This window comes from Burkholderia sp. Tr-20390, from assembly GCF_017104595.1.
GTDB lineage: Bacteria > Pseudomonadota > Gammaproteobacteria > Burkholderiales > Burkholderiaceae > Burkholderia.
In genome coordinates this window covers 1-20,438 of the sequence record NZ_JAAGPC010000080.1, presented here as the reverse complement: position 1 = coordinate 20,438, position 20,438 = coordinate 1, and the positions used below count along the sequence as shown (strand labels likewise).

Below are 20,438 nucleotides of genomic sequence, written 5' to 3'. Positions count from 1 at the left end.
CATCACTATGAAGACAGTCATCATCACCGGCATCACCGGCCAGGACGGCGCCTATCTCGCCGAACTCCTGCTCGACAAGGGCTACACCGTTTACGGTACCTATCGTCGCACCAGCTCGGTGAATTTCTGGCGTATCGAAGAGCTGGGCATCGCCAAGCATCCGAACCTGCACCTGGTCGAATACGACCTGACCGACCTGTCGGCGAGCATTCGCCTGCTGCAGACGACCGGCGCGACCGAGGTGTACAACCTCGCGGCGCAGAGCTTCGTCGGCGTGTCGTTCGACCAGCCGGTCACGACCGCCGAGATCACCGGCGTCGGTCCGCTGAACCTGCTCGAGGCGATCCGCATCGTCAATCCGAAGGTTCGCTTCTACCAGGCAAGCACGTCCGAAATGTTCGGCAAGGTGCAGGCGATTCCGCAGATCGAATCGACGCCGTTCTATCCGCGCAGCCCGTATGGCGTGGCGAAGCTGTATGCGCACTGGATCACGGTGAACTATCGCGAGAGCTACGACATCTTTGGTTGCAGCGGGATCCTGTTCAATCACGAATCGCCGCTGCGCGGCCGCGAATTCGTCACGCGCAAGATCACCGATTCCGTCGCCAAGATCAAGCTCGGCCAGCTCGACGTGCTCGAACTGGGCAACATGGACGCGAAGCGCGACTGGGGCTTTGCGAAGGAATATGTCGAAGGTATGTGGCGCATGCTGCAGGCCGACGAACCGGATACGTTCGTGCTGGCCACGAACCGTACCGAAACCGTGCGCGACTTCGTGCGCATGGCATTCAAGGCGACCGGCGTCGACCTCGAATTCAAGGGCAGCGATGTGAACGAGATCGCCGTCGATGTCGCAACCGGCAAGACGGTGGTTCGCGTCAATCCGAAGTTCCATCGCCCGGCCGAGGTCGACCTGCTGATCGGCAATCCGGAGAAGGCGAAGCAGAAGCTGGGCTGGGAGCCGAAGACGACGCTCGAGCAGCTGTGCGCGATGATGGTTGAAGCGGATCTGCGACGCAATGAACGTGGCTTCTCGTTCTGACGCGCCGCGCGCGCTGGTCACGGGGCTCGGCGGCTTTACCGGCGACTATCTGGCGCAGTCGCTGAGGGCCGCCGGCTATCGTGTGTTCGGCACCGCGCACGGTGCCGAAGCGATCGGGTCCGACATGTATCGGGTGGATCTGTGCGACCGCGCGGAACTGGCGAAAGTCGTCGCCGACGTGCAGCCCGACGTGGTCGCGCATCTTGCCGCGATCGCGTTCGTTGCGCACGGCGATGCCGACGCGATCTATCGCACGAACGTGGTCGGCACGCGCAACCTGCTGGAGGCGCTCGCGAACCGGGAAAACCGTCCGAAGGCGGTGCTGCTGGCCAGCAGCGCCAACATCTACGGCAATGCGGCGGTCGAGGTGATCGACGAATCCGTTGAGCCGAATCCGGCGAACGATTACGCGGTCAGCAAGCTGGCGATGGAGTACATGGCGCGCCTCTGGCACGACAAGTTGCCGATCGTCGTCGCACGCCCGTTCAACTACACGGGCGTTGGCCAGTCACCGCAGTTCCTGCTGCCGAAGATCGTCGGCCATTTCCAGCGCGGCGAGCGCGTGATCGAGCTCGGCAACATCGATGTCGAGCGCGATTTTTCCGACGTGCGCCGCGTGGTGGACGCGTACAGGCGCCTGCTGCAACTCGCGCCTGCCGGCGGCGTGTTCAACGTCTGCTCAGGCCGGGCGGTGTCGTTGAAGTCGGTGATCGCGCTGATGGAGCAGATCGCCGGCTACTCGATCGAGGTGCGCGTCAATCCGGCTTTCGTGCGCGCGAATGAAGTGCGCCGATTGCAGGGCGACGGCACGCGGTTGCAGGCCGCAGTCGGGCCGCTCGAGGATATTCCGCTGGAAAGCACGCTGCGCTGGATGTTTGGCGGAGGGCGTGGGTGAAGGTAGGTTTCGGCACGACTGCGCTTGCCCGGAGCAGTGCGCATGGCGGTGTTGACGGCATCGGTTCGTATACGCGCGAATTGGGGCGGGCGCTGCTGGCGCGGGGCGGGATCGGTCTCGTTCCCGCCGGCTTCGGTGCGGTTGCCGGCAACGATGTGTTTCCAGGGGCTCGGCCGCCGGTCAATCTCGGTCGGCATGAGGTCGCGACGGTGCTGGGCGCGGTGACACCCTGGACGTCCATCGACGAAAGGGCGCTGCGCGCAGAAAGCGTGGACGTGTTCCATGCGACGGATCACCTGATTCCCAAACTGTCTTCGGCACCGGTCATCGCGACGCTGATGGACGCAATTCCGCTGTCGCATCCGGAATGGACGACGATCCGACTGGCGGCGCTGCGCCGCTGGTTATTGCGCCGCTCTGGAACCTGGGCTGATCATGTGATCACGATTTCCGATTATTCGAAGCGGGAAATCGTCGAGCATTTCGGCATCGCGCCGGAACGGATTTCCGTCGTTCCGCTGGGCGTGCATCCTCGTTTCTTCGAACGGATCGATCAGGCCGAGCGCGCCGAAGTACTGAAGCGGCTTGGCTTGCCGGCGCAATTCTTCCTGTGTGTGGGGACGCTGCAACCGCGGAAGAATCTCGAGCGGGTACTCGACGCGCACGCGAGCTTGCCGGCGGACCTGCGCCGTGCGATACCGCTGGTCATCGTCGGACGCGCCGGGTGGGGCTGCGAGCAACTCGTCGCGCGTTTGGGCGCGGGCGGTGACGGCAACGTTCGCTGGCTCCAGTATCTGCCCGATCACGACGTGCGCGCGCTGATGCAGTCGGCCAGCGCGCTCGTGTTCGCGTCGCTGTGCGAAGGTTTCGGGCTGCCTGTCGTGGAAGCCTTCGCGTCGGGATTACCGGTCGTGGCGTCCAGCACGACATCCGTTCCCGAAGTCGCGGGCGATGCGGCGATTCTGGTCGATCCGTCTCGTACCGACGAGATAGCGGACGGAATGAGAATGATCGTCGAGCAGGAGGGCAAGGCCGATATGCTCCGCGGAGCCGGACTCGCGCGTGCGCGGGAACTGAACTGGTCGGCATGCGCCGAGAAGACGGTGGCCGTGTACGAAGCCGTTCTGCGCGGGACGCGTTATTCATGAGTCAATTCGCTTCGAGGAGCGTCGCGTGAAGTTGGGGGTGGATATCACCTGGATGGTGGGCAATTACCGCGGCATGGGGCGCTACGCGCGACAACTGGTGGAGCCGGTCAGCGCGTCGGTGCTGGGCCTCGGTCCCAGCGGCGTGCATGCGGACGACTGGCCGTGCGTCAGCGCAGGGCGCGGCTTCTTCCCATGGTGGGAGCAGGTCGAGTTGCCGCGCCGGTGCCGTGAACAGAAGCTCGACTATTTGCTGTGTCCGTACAACACGGGGCCGTTGCAATCCACCGGCAACACGCGGATCGTCGCGGTCGTCCATGACCTGATCTACCTGAAGCCCTGGAATGTGCTGCCGCCGGCGCGATCGCTGTATCAGACCGCCGGGCGCATCTATCGTCGCCAGGTGGTGCCGAGGCTCGTGCGTCGGGCCGACGCCGTGTTGACGATCTCTCGGTTCACGCAGCGGGAGCTGATGGAGCGGTTCGGGTTGCGTGAGGCGGACGTCCCCGTCATTCCGTGCATGATTGCGGATGACTGGTTCGCGCCGCCGGTGAGTCAGGTTGCGCGCGAGCCTTACTTGTTCACGGTCGCGGGGGAGGCGCCGAGCAAGAACGTCGATCGGCTGTTACAGGCCTTTGCCGTGGCGCGCCCCGCACTCGGTGACGATGCACGGCTGAGGATCGCAGGGGTCAAGTCCGACCATCACACCCATTTCCTCGCACGGGCGGACGCGCTCGGGCTGACGGGCGTCGTCGAACTGCTTGGCTATGTGTCGCGAGAGGACCTGCGCGAGCATTACCGCCGAGCCCGCGCATTCATTTTTGCGTCGTTGTTCGAAGGGTTCGGAATTCCATTGCTGGAGGCGATGGCTTCGGGTACGCCCGTCGCGTGCAGCAACACGACGTCGATGCCCGAGATCGCAGGTGAGTGCGGCCTGCAGTTCGATCCCTATTCGGTGGAAGACATGGCGGAACAGATCCGCAGGGTGTGGGACGACAGCACGCGATTCGACGTGGCGGCCGGTGCCGGGATGGACCGCGCACGCACCTTCTCAGCATCGGCCGTTCGTCCTTCGATTCAGGATTTCTGGGCGCGTCTGTCATGAGCCAGGACAGGAAGAAGCTGCTGGTGCTGACGCCCCGGTTTCCGTATCCGGTAATCGGCGGCGACAAGCTGCGGATCTATCACCTCTGCCGCGTATTGTCCCGCCATTACTCGCTGACGCTGCTGAGTCTGTGCGAGAGCGACGAAGAGATGCACGCCGCGTTACCCGACGATGGCGTGTTCGACCGGGTCGAACGGGTCTTGCTGTCCCGTCGGCGATCCTACATCAACACGCTGCTCGCGCTGCCCACGCGCACGCCGCTGCAGGTGGCGTACTACCGGAGTCGCGCATTTGCGGCGGCCGTATCGCGATTGCTGCCGTCGCACGACGGCGCATTCGTGCATCTCGTGCGCTGCGCGGAGTATGTCCGCCGGTCGGACAAGCCGCGCATCCTGGAAATGACCGATGCGATCTCGCTCAACTACAGCCGCGTGAAGCAGTTGAAGAAAGCGCGCGGGTTGAAGTCGCGCGTGTTCGGCATCGAGGCGAGGCGCCTGCTCGACTACGAGCGCACGATCGTCGACGATTTCGACCTGTCGGTGCTGGTTTCCAGGACCGACCGCGATTACCTGTTTCCCGGCGCGTCCGCCGGGAAGGTGATGGTGTGCTCGAACGGCGTTGATCTGTCGAACTTGCCGTATACCGCACGCAGCATGGCGAGCCGCATCCTGGTTTTCATCGGCGACATGCGCACCGTCCAGAACCAGGACATGTGCCACTTTTTCGCCGAAGCGGTGCTGCCGTTGCTGCGCAAGCGTGCCGACTATCGCTTCCGGATCGTGGGGTCCATCGCCCCCGCGCTGGCCGAGCAGTTTCGCGCGTACGACGGCGTCGACGTGACCGGCCGGGTCGAGTCAGTCGCGCAGGCCGCGTCCGGCGGCGCGATCGGCGTGTGCCCGATGCGCATCGGCGCCGGCGTGCAGAACAAGATTCTCGAGTACATGGCGCTCGGGTTGCCTGTCGTCACCACGTCGCTCGGGTACGAGGGCTTGGGCGCGGAAAGTGGCCGGGATCTGCTGATCGCCGATACGCCGGGAGAATTCGTCAGTCGTATCGAGCGGCTCGTCGCCGACGAGCCCGCGGCGGTCGAGATGGCTGAGCACGCGCGCGCCTTCGTCGAGCGCGAGCACGGATGGGAACGGATGATTGCGCCGCTCGTTGATCGCATCGGTGCGTTGCTGGCCTGAAGGAAGGCCCGTCCGCTTTGCGCGCTACCGCGCGAGACGGGCGGCCCCGGTTTGGTTGCGGCGCGGCGGCAAGGTTACAATGGCCGTGCAGGCATGATATGCCCCCGGATGCCAGCCGGGCGGCGCCGATCGATGACGGCGCCAGCGATCGGCCTTCTCCCTGTCTTCGAGATCCTGACGTGTTCGTTTTCGTCCCCCTTGCAGTTCCCCCGTGCCGGTCGTGCGCGGATAGTCGTGCGCATTGGCAGGCGTTGCCTGCGTGCGCCATCCGAGGTTGCACACCGCTTCGCCGAGCCGTCAGCCCGCAAGGCCGGAGATGGCGATGACTCGTCTCGTCATCACCGGCGCGAATGGTTTCGTCGGCCGGGCAGTCTGCCGCCGCGCGCTGGCAGCAGGGCATACGGTGACCGCACTGGTACGGCGCCCCGGTGGCTGCATCGACGGCGTGCACGAGTGGGTGCACGCCACCGCCGATTTCGACGGCCTGGACGAAGGCTGGCCGGAAGATCTGGCCGCCGATTGCGTGATCCATCTCGCCGCCCGCGTGCACGTGATGCGCGACGAGTCGCCCGACCCCGATGCCGCGTTCGACGCCGCTAACGTCGCTGGTACCTTGCGTCTCGCGCAGGCGGCACGCAATCACGGCGTACGCCGCGTCGTGTTCGCGAGCAGCATCAAGGCGGTCGGCGAGGGCGACGGTGGTGTGCCATTGTCGGAAGCGACCGAACCCGATCCGCAGGATGCTTACGGCCGTTCGAAACTGCGCGCGGAGCGGCAACTCGCGCAGTTCGGTGCGTCGGCAGGGCTCGACGTTGTCGTCGTGCGACCGCCGCTCGTCTACGGGCCGACCGTCCGTGCCAATTTCCTGAGGATGCTGGACGCGGTCGCGCGCGGGATGCCGTTGCCGCTCGGAGCCGTGTCGGCGCGGCGCAGCATCGTATTCGTCGAAAACCTTGCAGACGCGCTGCTGCACTGCGCCATCGATCCGCGCGCGGCCGGCGAATGCTTCCATGTTGCCGACGACGACGCGCCGTCGGTCGCGGGCCTGTTGCGCCTCGTCGGCGATGCGCTCGGCAAGCCGGCACGCCTGCTTGCGGTGCCGCCGGCCCTGCTGCGCGTGGCTGGCAAGCTGACCGGCCGCAGTGCGGCCGTCGATCGCCTGACGGGCAGCCTGCAGCTCGATACCGGCCGGATCAGGCGCGTGCTCGACTGGCAGCCGCCCTATACGACCCGCCAGGGCCTCGAAGCGACCGCCGCATGGTATCGTTCGCGCGATACACGAAAATAAGGCCACATGCTTCTCGCGAACCCCACCTGGCTCACCGCAGCTGCGGTGGCCCTGGCCGCCGCACTCGCTTCGACGACGATTCTTCGTACGTTGCTTGCCACCGGCCTGGCCTGGCGCCTCGCAACCGATATTCCGAACGACCGTTCGCTCCATACGCTGCCGACCCCACGCGTCGGCGGATGGGGCATCGTGCCGGTGTGCGTTGTCGCATTGCTGGCGCTCACGCCGCGACTGTGGCTGATTGCCGCCGCCGCCGCAGGATTGGCCGCGATGTCGCAGATCGACGACCGGCGCGGGCTGCCGGCCCGCGTGCGGTTCTCGGCGCACCTTGCGGCAGTCGTCGCGCTGATCGTCGTGTTTCCGGCCGACGCGCCTTGGTGGCTGCTCGCCGGCGTGGGTTTCGCGATGGTCTGGCTGACGAACCTGTACAACTTCATGGATGGCGCCGACGGCCTTGCGGGCGGCATGGCGCTGTTCGGCTTCGGCGGATACGCGGTCGCGGCGCTCGATGGCGTCCATGCGTCGCCCAATCTTGTCGTGGCTGGCGCGGCGGTTGCCGGTGCGGCGTTGGGTTTCCTGCTGCTCAACTTTCATCCGGCACGGCTGTTTCTCGGCGATGCCGGCTCGATTCCGCTCGGATTCCTGGCTGGCGCGCTGGGCTACTGGGGCTGGCGTACCAACGCCTGGCCGATCTGGTTTCCCGCGATGGTGTTCGCTCCCTTTATCGCTGACGCATCTGTAACACTTTTGAGACGTCTGTTACGCGGAGAAAAGTTCTGGCAAGCGCACCGTGAGCACTATTATCAAAGGATGGTTCGATCGGGCGTCAGTCACGGTCGGACCGCTCTATATTGGTACCTCATCATGCTCGCGGGCATAATTCTCGCCGTGTGGGCAAAGGGCCGCCCCGAACTGCAGCAGTGGCTGTCGTTCTTCGCTTGGTACGGCGTCCTGGCATGCTTCGGATGGTTGATCGACATGCGTTGGCGCCGGTTCCAGGCAGCCGCCGAAAACAACTCTTGAGGTTTCCTGCCGATGTTGCGATCCAAAGCATCGTGGCTGTCGCTGAGTGCTTTCCTGTTCGACCTGACGGCGGTCATCGCCGCATGGTTGTTCGCTTATCTCGTTCGTTTCAATGGCAGCGTTCCGCATGATTTCCTGAGCGGTGCGCTGATGGCGCTCACGTGGGTGCTGCCCGTCTACGCGCTGATGTTTCGCGGGTTCGGCCTGTATCGCGGGCTGTGGGTGTTCGCGAGCCTGCCCGACCTGATGCGTATCGCGAAGGCGGTGGTCGGCGGCGGTGTGATCGTGATGATCGGCGCCGTGATGTTCCAGCCACAACCGATCATTCCGCGCTCGGTGCTGCTCGTGTCGCCGCTGATGCTGTTTCTGGCGATGGGCGGCGCACGCGCGCTGTATCGCGCGACGAAGGAGTATTACCTGTACGGCGGGCTCGTCGGGAAGGGCAAGCCGGTGCTGGTGCTCGGTGCCGGTACGGCCGGCGCGAGCCTCGCGCGCGAACTGTCGCGTTCCGGCGAATGGCGCCTCGTCGGCCTGCTCGACGACGATGTCGCAAAACAGGGCCGCGAAATCTACGGTCACAAGGTGCTGGGCTCGTTCAACGACCTCAAGCACTGGACCGACGCAATGAAGGTCGAATACGCGATCATCGCGATTCCATCGGCGTCCGTCGAGACGCAGCGTCGCGTCGCGACGCTGTGCGTGCGGGCCGGCGTGAAGGCGATGGTGCTGCCGTCGCTGACCGCGCTGATGCCGGGGCAGGGCTTCCTGTCGCAGGTGCGAAACATCGATCTCGAGGATCTGCTCGGCCGCGATGCCGTGACGATCGACACGCCGCACGTCGAGGCGCTGCTGCGCGGCCGCGTCGTGATGGTGACGGGCGCGGGCGGGTCGATCGGCTCCGAGCTCTGCCGGCAGATCCTGCGCTTCGCGCCCGCGCAACTCGTCGCGTTCGACCTGTCCGAGTATGCGATGTACCGGCTGACCGAGGAGTTGCACGAGCGCTTCCCGGACCTTCCGGTCGTGCCGATCATCGGCGATGCGAAGGATTCGCTGCTGCTCGACCAGGTGATGTCGCGCCATGCGCCGCACATCGTGTTCCATGCGGCCGCCTACAAGCACGTGCCGCTGATGGAGGAGCACAACGCGTGGCAGGCGCTGCGCAACAATGTGCTCGGCACCTATCGCGTGGCCCGCGCGGCGATCCGCCACGATGTGCGTCACTTCGTGCTGATCTCGACCGACAAGGCCGTCAATCCGACCAACGTGATGGGCGCGAGCAAGCGCTTGGCCGAAATGGCCTGCCAGGCGTTGCAGCAGACGAGCGGGCGCACGCAGTTCGAGACGGTGCGCTTCGGTAACGTGCTCGGCAGCGCGGGTAGCGTGATCCCGAAGTTCCAGCAGCAGATCGCGAAGGGCGGCCCGGTGACGGTCACGCACCCCGAGATCACGCGCTTCTTCATGACGATCCCGGAAGCATCGCAGCTGGTGCTGCAGGCGTCGAGCATGGGGCATGGCGGCGAGATCTTCATTCTCGACATGGGCGAGCCGGTGAAGATCGTGGATCTCGCATGCGACCTGATCCGCCTGTATGGTTTCTCGGAAGAGCAGATCCGGATCGAATTCACAGGGCTGCGGCCCGGCGAGAAGCTCTATGAGGAACTGCTCGCCGATGACGAGGCAACGACGCGAACACCGCATCCGAAGCTACGGATCGCGCGTGCGCGGGAAGTGCCGGACAATTTCCTCGACGAGCTGCTGCCGTGGCTGATGCAGCATCGTGTGCTGCCCGATGACGAAGTGCGGCGCGACCTGCGGCGCTGGGTGCCGGAATACCAGACGGCCGTTGCTCCCGTGTTGCAGAGTGTTCCGTCGGTACGTGCCGCATCGAACGGGTGACACCGTCCCGAGTAGTGAACAGTGCCGCAAGACGAAAAAAGCGCCCCGCGGGGCGCTTTTTTCATACCGGGCCGAGAACAGCTCAGCGACTGGGCCGGTGCTTGCGCACCACCATCCACCTCGGCGCGCGGAACCGCACGATGCTGAGGTACAACCACACGTAAGTCAGCGCGAACAGCACGACGAACACGAACAGGTGCACCGTGTGCCGCCAGAACAGCGTCGCGGGTATCACCGCGACGAGGCACAGCAGCCACAGGTACGGCGACGTCAGTGAATTGCGGCGCGTCAGGTCATGCGCGTGCTTCGTGCCGACGGCCCAGCGCATCAGCCGCTTGTACACGAGCATATGCAGGTGCACGCCGTCCGGGATGCCGGGCGACATCCCGCGGATGAACTTCTTCCGGTAGATCGAGAAGCAGGTCTCGAAGATCGGGTACATGAACAGCAGCACCGGGTACCACGCAGACACCTCGCGGTTGCGCATCACGAGCATGATCGCGAGTTCCGCGAGCATGAAGCCGATGAAATACGCGCCGCCGTCGCCGAGGAAGATCAGCCCGGCCGGGAAATTCCACAGGAAGAAGCCGAGCACCGCGCCCATCATGATGATCGAAGCGGACATCACGACCGGATCGTTCACATGGAACGCGACATACGCGAGCGATGCGAACATCATGAAGCTGACCATCGACGCGAGCCCGTTGAAGCCGTCGATGATGTTGATCGCGTTCGCGAGCGCCGCGACCGCGAGCACGGTGATGAACGCCGAGATGGCCACGTAGCCGAGCAGGAAATCGAGCGGCGGCACGCTGATGCGCTTGACCGCGATGCCCAGCAGCCAGAACGCCAGCGCGGCCGCCCCCATCGTGCAGAGCAGCCGCGCGCGCGGCGACACGCGCTTGGTCAGATCCTCGACGAGGCCTGACAGGAACGCCGGCATTCCGCAGGCTACGATCCCGAGAATGCTGCCGGCGATCGTCGGATAGCGCCGGGACAGGATCAGCGCGGCAATGACGACGCCCGCGAGGATCCCGATGCCCCCGACCCGCGGCACGGGCCGCACGTGGAATTTCTGCACGCCGGCCAGGTCACTGTCGATCGAGAATTTCTCGTGAAGGTGCGCATAGCGCACGATGAACAGCGTGACGAGCAGGGAGACGATGAAGCCGGACGCGAAGCTGAGCATGGGATCGCTCGAAAAATGGACAGCGGATTATACAAAACCGCGCGGGTTGCCCTCCTGCCATCGCCAGTGGTCGGCACACATTTCTTCGATGCCGAGCGTCGCGCGCCAGCCGATGATGTCGGCCGCGGCCTGCGGATTCGCGTAGCACTCGGCGATGTCGCCCGGGCGGCGCGCGACGAGCTCGTACGGCACCCGGCGGCCCGATGCCTTCTCGAACGCACGCACGACTTCCAGCACGCTGTAGCCCTGGCCCGTGCCGAGGTTCACGACGAAGCTCGCGTCGCGCTTCGCCAGTGCGTCGAGCGCGGCGATGTGCCCCTTCGCGAGATCGACGACGTGGATGTAGTCGCGCACGCCGGTGCCGTCCGGCGTCGGGTAGTCGGAGCCGAACACGCGCAGCTTTTCCAGCTTGCCGACCGCAACCTGTGCGACATACGGCATCAGGTTGTTCGGGATGCCGGCCGGGTCCTCGCCGATCAGCCCGCTTGCGTGCGCGCCGACCGGGTTGAAGTAGCGCAGCGTGGCGATTCGCCACGACGGGTCGGAAACCTCGAGATCGCGCAGGATCTGCTCGGCGATCAGCTTCGACTGGCCATACGGGTTCGTCGCGGACAGCGGGAACGATTCGTCGATCGGCGAGCGCTCGGGCACGCCGTATACGGTCGCGGACGAGCTGAACACGAACTGCCTGACGTTGCGCTTGCGCATCACCTTGAGCACGGCGAGCAGGCCGCCGATGTTGTTCTGGTAGTACTCGAGCGGCTTCGCGACCGATTCACCGACGGCCTTGAGCGCCGCGAAATGGATCGTGCCGGTGATCCGGTGTGCATCGAATACCTTGGCGAGCGCGGCTTCGTCGCACACGTCGACCTGATGAAACGCGGGCGTCTTGCCCGTGATCCGCTCGATGCGGCGCACGGATTCGGCCTTGCTGTTGACGAGGTTGTCGACGATCACGACGTCGTAGCCGTTGTCGAGCAGCTCGACGGCCGTGTGCGAGCCGATGTAGCCCGCGCCGCCGGTGACGAGGATGGTGCCTTTAGCGGTCATTGCAGATGCGCTCCTTCAGAGTGTGAATCCGGTCAACGAATGGATGGTCTCCCGATAGCGCTCGACGACCTGTTGCTCGTCGAACTCCGCCGCGACCTTTTGCCGGCCGCGTGCGCCCATCGCTGCCCGGCCTTCCGGTCCGAGCGCGATCATGCGATTCAGTTGTTCCGCGAGGCTCGCGCTGTCGCGCACGCGGCACAGGAAGCCCGTTTCGCCGTCGGCGACGACGTCGCGGCAACCCGGCACGTCGGTCGCGACGATCGGGCGGCCCATCGCCGACGCTTCCATCAGCGTGCGCGGCACGCCTTCGCGGTACGACGGCAGCACGACACAGTCGGCCGCCGCGATGTGCGGGCGCACGTCGTGCGCTTCGCCGAGATACTCGATCACGCCTTCGCCGGCCCACGCATCGACATCCGCGCGGCCGATCGCGCTTGGATTGTCGACGCCGAGCGGCCCGAGCAGCTGGAAGCGCGCGTTCGGGAAGCGCGCGCGCACGACGCGCGCGGCCTCCACGTATTCGCGCACGCCCTTGTCCCACAGCAGCCGGCCGATCAGGATGAAGACGGGCGCGTCGCCGGCGGGCAGCGGCACGGGCGCGAACTGTTCGAGATCGACGCCTTCGCCGTGCAGCAGCCGCGCGCGATCGGGATGCGCGAGCAACTGCTCGTCGGTGAAGGTCGCGAGATCGTCGCGGTTCAGGAACCACACTTCACGCGGGAAGCGGAACGCGAACCGGTACAGGCGCTTCGCGACGCTTGCCGCGCGACTCTTCTGGATGAAGACGTAGCCGAGCCCGGTCGTCACCGCGATCGACGGCACGCGCGCGAGCCACGCGGCGACCGAGCCGTAGATGTTCGGCTTGATCGTGTAATGGAACACGAGATCGGGCTTCAGCGCGCGGTAGTGACGCACCAGCGCGGCGAGCGTGCCCAGATCCTCGCGCGGGCTCGTGCCTTTCGAGGCGACCGCGAGCGCCACGTAGCGGCAGCCCATCTGCTCGAGCAAGGGCACCGTGCGGTCGTGCGGCGCAATGACGATGACCTCGGCGCCGCGCGCGACGAGCGCACGGATCAGCCCGTGGCGATACGTATAGATCGCCCAGGCCGTGTTGCAGACGAGCGCGATGCGCAGCGGGGAGGTGACGGACATGAAAAAAAGAATAAATAAAGCGTCGAAATTGCCGAAAGGGCCGGATGCGCGTCAGGCGGACGGCCGCGCGGCGAACAGCGTCTGCTTGATCCGCTGCAACGTCCGGTACGGTGTCACGAAATGCAGCAGGTTCTTGGCGAGGCCGGCCCAGTCGTACGGGTTCAGCACGTTGAAGTGGCTCAGCAGCAGCGTGAGCGTCGACACCAGCTGGCGCCGGCGCTTGGTCGCACTGATCCCGCCCTCGTTCAATTCGTAATAGAGGCCCAGTTCCGGCAGGTTCGCGCAATCGTAGCGTTGCATTAACCGTAAAAAAAGATCGAGATCCTCGGCCGCGCGGTATTTCGCCCGATAGTTCCCCACTTCACGCACGGCGTCGATGCGCAGCATCACCGACGGATGCACGAGCGGCGAGCGCAGGAAGCGCGTGCGGCGCAGCGTGCGCGGGTCGGCGGGCGGGGTCAGCATGAAGCGCGGCTCGCCGGCGCGGGACACGACTTGCGTCCACATGCCGACGCAGGCCACGCGCGGGTGGGCGTCGAGATACGCGCGCTCCTTCGCGAGGCGCTGCGGCGCGGCGAGATCGCCCGCGTCGATGCGCGCGGCATAGCGGAAGCCGCGCGCGGCGAGCGCGTCGATGCCGGCCGCGAGCGCACGCTCGATGCCGCCGTTCTGCGGCATGCGCAGCACGTCGATCGTGAGACCGGGCAGGTCGGGCGCGACGATCGGCGGCGTGCTGCCGTCATCGACGATCAGCACGTGCACGGGCGCGTCCTCGCGAAACGACGCGAGGGTCCGGACGACGTCGTCGTGCCCGTTGTAGGCCGGCATCAGCACGGCCACGTCGTCGAGCGGGGTCGGGCAATCAGGGGACGTCATGGTCGCAGCTTGAAACGGATGTAATAAAAATTGACGGCGGCGGCGGCCAGGTAGCCGGCCGCCAGCCCGACGAGCGCGCCGTACAGGCCGAGCCGCGGGATCGCGAACAGGTTGACGAGCGCCGCGATCGCGAGCGCGAGCAGCCATTTCGACAGCAACACGAATTTTGCTTGATATTTGAGAACGATAAGATTGCCTATCGCCTCGATGCCGGCGGGCACCGACAGCCAGACCGCCCAGCGGAAGATGTCGACCGAGGCTTCGTAGCCGTGGCCGAACACCTTGCCGACGATCAGCGGGGCGGCGGTGTCGAGCACGAGCGCGCCGGCCGTCATCAGGCCGGCCGTCATCGCGATCAGCCGGACGATGTTGCGGCGCAGCCGCGCGACGTCCTGCACGCGGTAGACGAAGGCGGGCGCGATCGTCTGCGCGAGCATCAGCGCGAGCGTGATCCAGTTCTCGTTGAGCTGCTGCGCGGCCGAGTAGCGGCCGAGATCGGCGAACGATACATGACGCTCGAGCATCAGGCGGTCGAGCTTCAGGAACAGGTACATGCAGATGAGGCCGAGCCAGAACACGGTGCCGGCCGTTGCAAAGTGCCTGAACAGCGGTTTGTCGAACGTCCAGCCGAGCGCGCCGCCGTTACGATGCCGGTAGTACAGCAGCAGCGCGAAGCCGATGGCGGCCGCTTCGAGCGCCCACAGCCACGCGAAGCGGGCGGGGCCCGCGGCCGCGCGGACCAGCAGCCAGACGAGCAGCGCCTTCACCAGCGCGGTGACCATGCTGGTGACGAGCTGCGGCTTGCTGTAGGTCATGCTCTGCAGCCACGCGTTGATGACGCCGACGAACGGCTCGCGGAACACCATCGTGACCGCGAGGCCCGCGAGCATCGCGCCGACCAGCGGATCGAAGGCGCCCGCGGCGATCGCGACCCAGGTCGCGACGAGCGCGGCGACGGAGACGGCGATGCGCAGCGCGAATGCGCTGCCGAGCACCGCGCCGAGCTGGGCGGGCGGGCGCTGGACGATGGTCGGGACGAGGATTTCCGCGCCGCACACCCAGGTGAGCGGCGCCAGTACCAGGAGGAGCGTATTCGCATACTGCCATTTGCCGAACACATCTGGCCCGAAATAACGGGCCAGCAGGCCGCTGATCGCGATCGCGACGCCGATCTGCGTGAGCCGTTCGAGCCCCAGCCAGACGAGATTCGCGACGGCCTTCGCGACGTCCGGGTTGCCGAAGCGCTTCAGCATGCGCGGCAGCGGCGTGCGCGCGAGGCGGCCGGCAGGGCGCCCGGGGGCTGCAGATTGGCGGCGACGGGGCGGCTAGGCATTAAAATGGGCGGTATGCGCGTCATCAAAACCCGCGATTATAAGTGGGATCGGGGTCGCTCCCGCCGTTCCGCGCCAGCGGTTTCACGCCGTGCCGGGCCGCATGTATCATGCGCGGCACCGGCGAGCGGCGGCCAGGCAAGCCAGACATTTTTCCATGCACGCAACTGAGAGAAGAGAATCGATGATCTCCCAATCCATCTTCAAGGCATATGACATTCGTGGCGTGGTCGGCAAGACGCTCGACAACGACACCGCGCGCGGGATCGGCCGGGCATTCGGCAGCGAAGTGCGTGCGCAGGGCGGCGATGCGGTCGTCGTCGCGCGCGACGGCCGCCTGTCCGGGCCGGACCTCGTCGGCGCGCTGGCCGATGGCCTGCGTGCGGCGGGCGTCGACGTCGTCGACGTCGGCATGGTGCCCACGCCGGTCGGCTATTTCGCGGCGAACGTCCCGCTCGCGCTGAAGGGCGGCGAGCGCCGCGTCGATTCGTGCATCGTCGTCACGGGCAGCCACAACCCGCCCGACTACAACGGCTTCAAGATGGTGCTGCGCGGCGCCGCGATCTACGGCGAGCAGATCCAGGCGCTGTACCAGCGCATCGTCGACGAGCGCTTCGAGACGGGCAGCGGCTCGTACGAACAGTTCGACGTGGCCGATCAATACATCGCGCGCATCGTCGGCGACATCAAGCCGGCCCGCCCGATGAAGCTCGTCGTCGACGCCGGCAACGGCGTGGCCGGCCCGCTGGCGACGCGCCTGTTCAAGGCGCTCGGGTGCGAGCTCGTCGAGCGCTTCACCGACATCGACGGCACGTTCCCGAACCACCACCCCGATCCCGCCCATCCGGAAAACCTGCAGGACGTGATCCAGGCGCTGAAGGACACCGACGCCGAGATCGGCTTCGCGTTCGACGGCGACGGCGACCGCCTCGGCGTCGTCACGAAGGACGGCCAGATCATCTATCCGGACCGCCAGCTGATGCTGTTCGCGGAAGAAGTGCTGTCGCGCAACCCGGGCGCGCAGATCATCTACGACGTGAAGTGCACGCGCCACCTCGCGCAATGGGTGAAGTCGAAGGGCGGCGAGCCGCTGATGTGGAAGACGGGCCACTCGCTCGTGAAGGCGAAGCTGCGCGAGACGGGTGCGCCGCTCGCCGGTGAAATGAGCGGCCACGTGTTCTTCAAGGATCGCTGGTACGGCTTCGACGACGGTCTCTACACGGGCGCGCGCCTGCTCGAGATCCTCGCGAAGGCGGCCGATCCGAGCGCGCTGCTGAACGGGCTGCCGGACGCAATGAGCACGCCCGAACTGCAGCTGTGGCTCGACGAAGGCGAGAACTTCCGCCTGATCGACAAGCTGCAGAAAGAGGCGAAGTTCGACGGCGCCGAGGAAGTCGTGACGATCGACGGCCTGCGTGTCGAGTACCCGGACGGCTTCGGCCTCGCGCGCTCGTCGAACACGACGCCGGTCGTCGTGATGCGTTTCGAGTCGGAGACGCAGGAAGGGCTCAAGCGCATCCAGGAGGACTTCCGCCGCGTGCTGACGGCGGCGAAGCCGGACGTCAAGCTGCCGTTCTGAGCGTCGGCGGCCGCGGGCCGCCACCGGCGCGACGGTGAGTCCGATCGTCACGCCATCCCCGAAAAGCGGCGCACGCCAAGGGCGTGCGGCCGCTTTTTGTCTCTAGGGCCTGTTCCCGCTAATAACGGGCTTGCGCTGGCCGCCAGAAGGGCCGATCGCTGCGTCATGCTCCTCGCGAATACGTCGAGTATTCGCTTCGTCGCAGGCCTTGCGCTCGGCCCTTCTGGCGGCCAGCCCCACAAAGGAATTTTCAATCACGGGAACGTGCCTTGCCGGCCGCATTGCGGCGTCGCGCGTCGCTTGTTTGGCACGAGCCAAACGGCGCTCCTTGCTTCTTGCACTGCAGCCGGCAAGGCAAGTTCGCAAGCCCGTTATTAGCGGGAACAGGTCCTAGGCCCCCCGGGCGAGATAAAATCCCCCCTTTCTGCTTGTCGCCGGCTGCCTGCCGGCGTTTTTTCAGCGTGCAAAAGATCCTGATCGTGCGCGTGTCGTCGCTGGGCGACGTCGTGCACAACATGCCGGTGATCGCCGATATCCGGCGCCGCCACCCCGATGCGCAGATCGACTGGCTCGTCGAGGAAAGCTTCGTCGACCTGGTCAAGCTCGTCGACGGCGTGCGCAACGTGCTGCCGTTCTCGCTGCGCCGCTGGCGCAAGAAGCCGTTCTCGGGCGCCACGTGGCGCGAGATCCGCGCGTTCCGCCAGCGCCTCGCGGCCGAGCAGTACGACCTCGTGATCGACTGCCAGGGCCTCATCAAGACGGCCTGGGTCGCGAGCTGGGCGCGCGGCCCGCTCGTCGGGCTCGGCAACCGCACCGACGGCGCCGGCTACGAGTGGCCCGTGCGCTTCTTCTATCGCAAGCGCGTGCCGATCGCGCCGCGCACGCACGTCGTCGAGCGCTCGCGGCAACTCGTCGCGGCCGCGCTGGGCGACCCGGCGCCGACGCCGGCCGATCCGGTCGAGTTCGGCCTCGATACGCGCGCGGCGCCGCTCGCGGTGGCCGCGCTCGGGCTGAACCTGCCGGTGCCGTACGTGGTGTTCGTCCATGCGACGTCGCGTGCCGACAAGCAGTGGCCGGACGCCGCGTGGATCGAGCTCGGCCAGGCGCTCGTGCGGCGCGGCGCGTCGCTCGTGCTGCCGTGGGGCAACGACGCGGAGCGCGCGACCAGCGAGCGGCTGGCGCAGGCGTTCGGCGTGGCGGCGATCGTGCCGCCGAAGCTGTCGCTGCCGGCCGTGGTCGGCCTGATCGACGGCGCGGATGCGATCGTCGGGGTTGATACAGGTCTGGTTCACATCGCGGCCGCGCTGAAGCGTCCGACGGTCGAACTGTACAATTTCGCGACGGCCTGGCGGACCGGCGGCTACTGGTCGCCGAACGTCGTCAATCTCGGCACGGCGGGGCAGCCCCCGTCGATCGCGCAGGTGAAGTCGGCGCTCGCGGGCTTCGGTCTCCTGTAACGCAGTCACACGCGCGAACCCACGCGAACCGAACATGAGCGAATCCCAGATCATCGAAGTCCCGTCCGCCGACTGGAGCGGACACAACCTGTCGGCGCCGCGCGAGCAGCTGCTGGCCGCCGTCGAGGAAGGCAAGGTGCTGTATTTCCCGCACCTGCGCTTCGCGATCGACGGCGGCGAGGAAGCGTTGCTCGATCCGGCGCTCGCCGACCCGAAACGCAAGAACATCAGCCTCGCGCCGAACGGCGGCGCGCTCGCCGGCGTGCTCGGCGACAGCGTCACGCAGTCGGCGGTGCGCGCGCTCGTCGCGCGCTTCCAGCAGCAGGCCGGCACGCTCGTCGACGGCCTCCTTCCCGAATACCGCGGCAAGCTGCGCGTCGCGCCGACCAGCCTGCGGCTGATGCAGGTCGAGACGCGCCAGACGTCGTGGCGCAAGGACGACAGCCGGCTGCACGTCGACGCGTTCCCGTCGCGGCCCAACTACGGCGAGCGCATCCTGCGCGTGTTCACGAACGTGAACCCGGCCGGCGTGCCGCGCGTGTGGCGCGTCGGCGAGCCGTTCGAGGACGTCGCGAAGCGCTTCCTGCCGCACATCAAGCCGCAGTTGCCGGGCGCCGCGTGGCTGCTGAACCTGCTGCACGTGACGAAGTCGCCGCGCAGCGCGTACGACCACCTGATGCTGAACCTGCACGACAGCATGAAGGCCGATCTCGACTACCAGAAGACGAGCCCGCAGGAGACGATGCCGTTTCCGCCGGGCTGCGTGTGGATATGTTTCTCCGATCAGACTTCGCACGCTGTGATGTCCGGCCAGTTCATGCTCGAACAGACCTTCTTCCTGCCGGTCGACGCGATGGTGCGCCGCGAATGCGCGCCGCTCGGCATCCTCGAACGCCTGACGGGCAGGGCGCTGGTTTGAGCGCGCATTTTCGTCGAGGCAAGACAAGGGACGCGGCATGCTGAGGGTGATCTATCGCGCGCTGTGGTGGCTCGTCGCCCCGATCGCCGTCATCCGGCTGTACGTGCGCTCGCGCAAGGAGCGCGGCTATCGCGAACACATCGGCGAACGCTTCGGCCACGTGGCCGGCCGCTCGCGCGACGACCGTGCGCCGCTGATCTGGGTGCACGCGGTATCGGTCGGCGAGACGCGCGCGGCGCAGCCGCTGATCGACGCGCTGATGCACGCGCGCCCCGATGCGCGCATCCTGCTCACGCACATGACGCCGAGCGGCCGCGCGACCGGCGAACAGATCTTCGGCGATCGCGTGCTGCGCTGCTACCTGCCGTACGACATGCCCGGCGCGGTGCGACGTTTCCTGCACGCGTGGCGGCCGACGCTCGGCCTCGTGATGGAAACCGAGGTGTGGCCGACGCTGATCGACGAGTGCCGCCGTGCGGACGTGCCGCTGGTGCTGACCAATGCGCGCATGTCCGCGCGTTCGTTCCGGCGGGCATCGAAGTTCGGCGCGGCGACGCACGACGTGTTCGGCGGCTTCTCGCGCGTGCTCGCGCAGAGCCCGGCCGATGCGGAGCGGCTGACGTCGCTCGGCGCGCGCAACGTGACCGTGCTCGGCAACCTGAAGTTCGACATGACGACGCCCCCGGAGCTCGCGGCGCGCGGCCATGCGTGGCGCGAGGCGATCGGCACGCGGCCCGTGTGGGTGGCCGCGAGCACGCGCGAGAACGAGGAAGCACTGGTGCTCGACGCATTCGCGGCGATGCGCACGCCCGGCGCGTTGCTGGTGCTCGTGCCGCGTCATCCGCAGCGTTTCGCCGAGGTCGAGGCGCTCGTCGGGCGCAGCGGGCTCAAGTGCGTGCGACGCTCGGTGTGGGCGGCCGACACGGGCGCGCTCGCGTCCGGCCGGCCGGCTGCCGAGCCGCTGCCGGATGACGTGACGGTGCTGCTCGGCGATTCGATGGGCGAGCTCGGCGCGTATTACGCGGCGGCCGACATCGCGTTCATCGGCGGCAGCCTGCTGCCGCTCGGCGGCCAGAACCTGATCGAAGCATGCGCGGTCGGCGTGCCGGTGCTGATCGGCAAGCACGTGTTCAACTTCACGCAGGCGACCGCCGACGCGGTCGCGGCTGGTGCGGCGCTGCAGGTCGAGGATCCGCTCGATCTCGCGCACGTGCTCGACGCGCTGTTCGCCGACAAGGCGCGGCGCATCGCGATGGGCGCGGCGGGCGCCGCGTTCGCATCGCGGCACCGCGGCGCGACCGCGC

General features: G+C 66.7%; 17 protein-coding genes. 12 read left to right on the top strand and 5 right to left on the bottom strand.

What is annotated here, in order from left to right; genetic code table 11:
- Positions 1-7 precede the first annotated feature (7 nt).
- The 8 genes from gmd to G3N98_RS21575 all read left to right on the top strand — a co-directional run bounded on the left by gmd (position 8) and on the right by G3N98_RS21575 (position 9,581).
- Entirely contained in the window at positions 8-1,042 is a 1,035-nt protein-coding gene (gene gmd / locus G3N98_RS21610; RefSeq protein WP_089472271.1) for a GDP-mannose 4,6-dehydratase, read from the top strand.
- Complete coding sequence (locus tag G3N98_RS21605; protein ID WP_206149179.1) at positions 1,020-1,937, top strand: NAD-dependent epimerase/dehydratase family protein; 918 nt, start codon at positions 1,020-1,022, stop codon at positions 1,935-1,937. The genes gmd and G3N98_RS21605 overlap by 23 nt, the downstream gene beginning before the upstream one ends.
- Complete coding sequence (locus G3N98_RS21600; RefSeq protein WP_089472273.1) at positions 1,934-3,085, top strand: glycosyltransferase family 1 protein; 1,152 nt, start codon at positions 1,934-1,936, stop codon at positions 3,083-3,085. Before G3N98_RS21605 ends, G3N98_RS21600 begins: the two co-directional genes overlap by 4 nt.
- A gap of 25 nt (positions 3,086-3,110) precedes the next feature.
- Complete coding sequence (locus tag G3N98_RS21595; RefSeq protein ID WP_206149178.1) at positions 3,111-4,187, top strand: glycosyltransferase family 1 protein; 1,077 nt, start codon at positions 3,111-3,113, stop codon at positions 4,185-4,187.
- Positions 4,184-5,374 (top strand): glycosyltransferase, encoded by a 1,191-nt coding sequence (locus G3N98_RS21590; RefSeq protein ID WP_089472275.1) that lies wholly within the window; start codon positions 4,184-4,186, stop codon positions 5,372-5,374. The genes G3N98_RS21595 and G3N98_RS21590 overlap by 4 nt, the downstream gene beginning before the upstream one ends.
- 322 nt (positions 5,375-5,696) lie before the next feature.
- Positions 5,697-6,662 carry an SDR family oxidoreductase gene (locus G3N98_RS21585; protein WP_206149177.1) on the top strand — a complete coding sequence of 322 codons (966 nt, stop codon included), beginning with the start codon at positions 5,697-5,699 and terminating at the stop codon, positions 6,660-6,662.
- Between the two features lie 6 nt (positions 6,663-6,668).
- Positions 6,669-7,685 (top strand): glycosyltransferase family 4 protein, encoded by a 1,017-nt coding sequence (locus tag G3N98_RS21580; RefSeq protein WP_206149176.1) that lies wholly within the window; start codon positions 6,669-6,671, stop codon positions 7,683-7,685.
- Positions 7,686-7,697: 12 nt separating this feature from the next.
- Positions 7,698-9,581 carry a nucleoside-diphosphate sugar epimerase/dehydratase gene (locus tag G3N98_RS21575; protein WP_089472277.1) on the top strand — a complete coding sequence of 628 codons (1,884 nt, stop codon included), beginning with the start codon at positions 7,698-7,700 and terminating at the stop codon, positions 9,579-9,581.
- An 82-nt stretch (positions 9,582-9,663) separates the two neighbouring features.
- On the opposite strand, the gene G3N98_RS21570 is transcribed toward G3N98_RS21575, so the two are convergent.
- Genes G3N98_RS21570 through G3N98_RS21550 form a run of 5 tightly spaced genes read right to left on the bottom strand, consistent with a single transcriptional unit; the run spans position 9,664 to position 15,101 of the window.
- Positions 9,664-10,770 (bottom strand): glycosyltransferase, encoded by a 1,107-nt coding sequence (locus G3N98_RS21570; protein WP_206149175.1) that lies wholly within the window; start codon positions 10,768-10,770, stop codon positions 9,664-9,666.
- A 27-nt stretch (positions 10,771-10,797) separates the two neighbouring features.
- Positions 10,798-11,820 carry a UDP-glucose 4-epimerase GalE gene (galE, locus tag G3N98_RS21565; protein ID WP_206149174.1) on the bottom strand — a complete coding sequence of 341 codons (1,023 nt, stop codon included), beginning with the start codon at positions 11,818-11,820 and terminating at the stop codon, positions 10,798-10,800.
- 15 nt (positions 11,821-11,835) lie between these two features.
- Positions 11,836-12,972, bottom strand: coding sequence for a glycosyltransferase family 4 protein (locus G3N98_RS21560; RefSeq protein WP_206149173.1), 1,137 nt, complete (start codon positions 12,970-12,972; stop codon positions 11,836-11,838).
- Between the two features lie 51 nt (positions 12,973-13,023).
- On the bottom strand, positions 13,024-13,848 hold the full coding sequence (locus tag G3N98_RS21555; RefSeq protein WP_206149172.1) for a glycosyltransferase: 825 nt from the start codon (positions 13,846-13,848) through the stop codon (positions 13,024-13,026).
- Positions 13,845-15,101 (bottom strand): oligosaccharide flippase family protein, encoded by a 1,257-nt coding sequence (locus G3N98_RS21550; protein ID WP_206149171.1) that lies wholly within the window; start codon positions 15,099-15,101, stop codon positions 13,845-13,847. Before G3N98_RS21550 ends, G3N98_RS21555 begins: the two co-directional genes overlap by 4 nt.
- Before the next feature lie 262 nt (positions 15,102-15,363).
- Between G3N98_RS21550 and G3N98_RS21545 the strand changes: the two genes are divergently transcribed.
- The 4 genes from G3N98_RS21545 to waaA form a co-directional block, all read left to right on the top strand.
- Positions 15,364-16,758, top strand: a complete 1,395-nt coding sequence (locus G3N98_RS21545; protein WP_206149170.1) for a phosphomannomutase/phosphoglucomutase — start codon at positions 15,364-15,366, stop codon at positions 16,756-16,758.
- Positions 16,759-17,171: 413 nt separating this feature from the next.
- A complete protein-coding gene (waaC, locus tag G3N98_RS21540; RefSeq protein ID WP_346779100.1) occupies positions 17,172-18,215 on the top strand; it encodes a lipopolysaccharide heptosyltransferase I in 1,044 nt (347 codons plus the stop codon).
- Between the two features lie 34 nt (positions 18,216-18,249).
- Complete coding sequence (locus G3N98_RS21535; protein WP_206149168.1) at positions 18,250-19,134, top strand: Kdo hydroxylase family protein; 885 nt, start codon at positions 18,250-18,252, stop codon at positions 19,132-19,134.
- Positions 19,135-19,171: 37 nt separating this feature from the next.
- A partial coding sequence (gene waaA / locus G3N98_RS21530; RefSeq protein WP_206149167.1) for a lipid IV(A) 3-deoxy-D-manno-octulosonic acid transferase occupies positions 19,172-20,438 on the top strand: 1,267 nt, incomplete at its 3' end.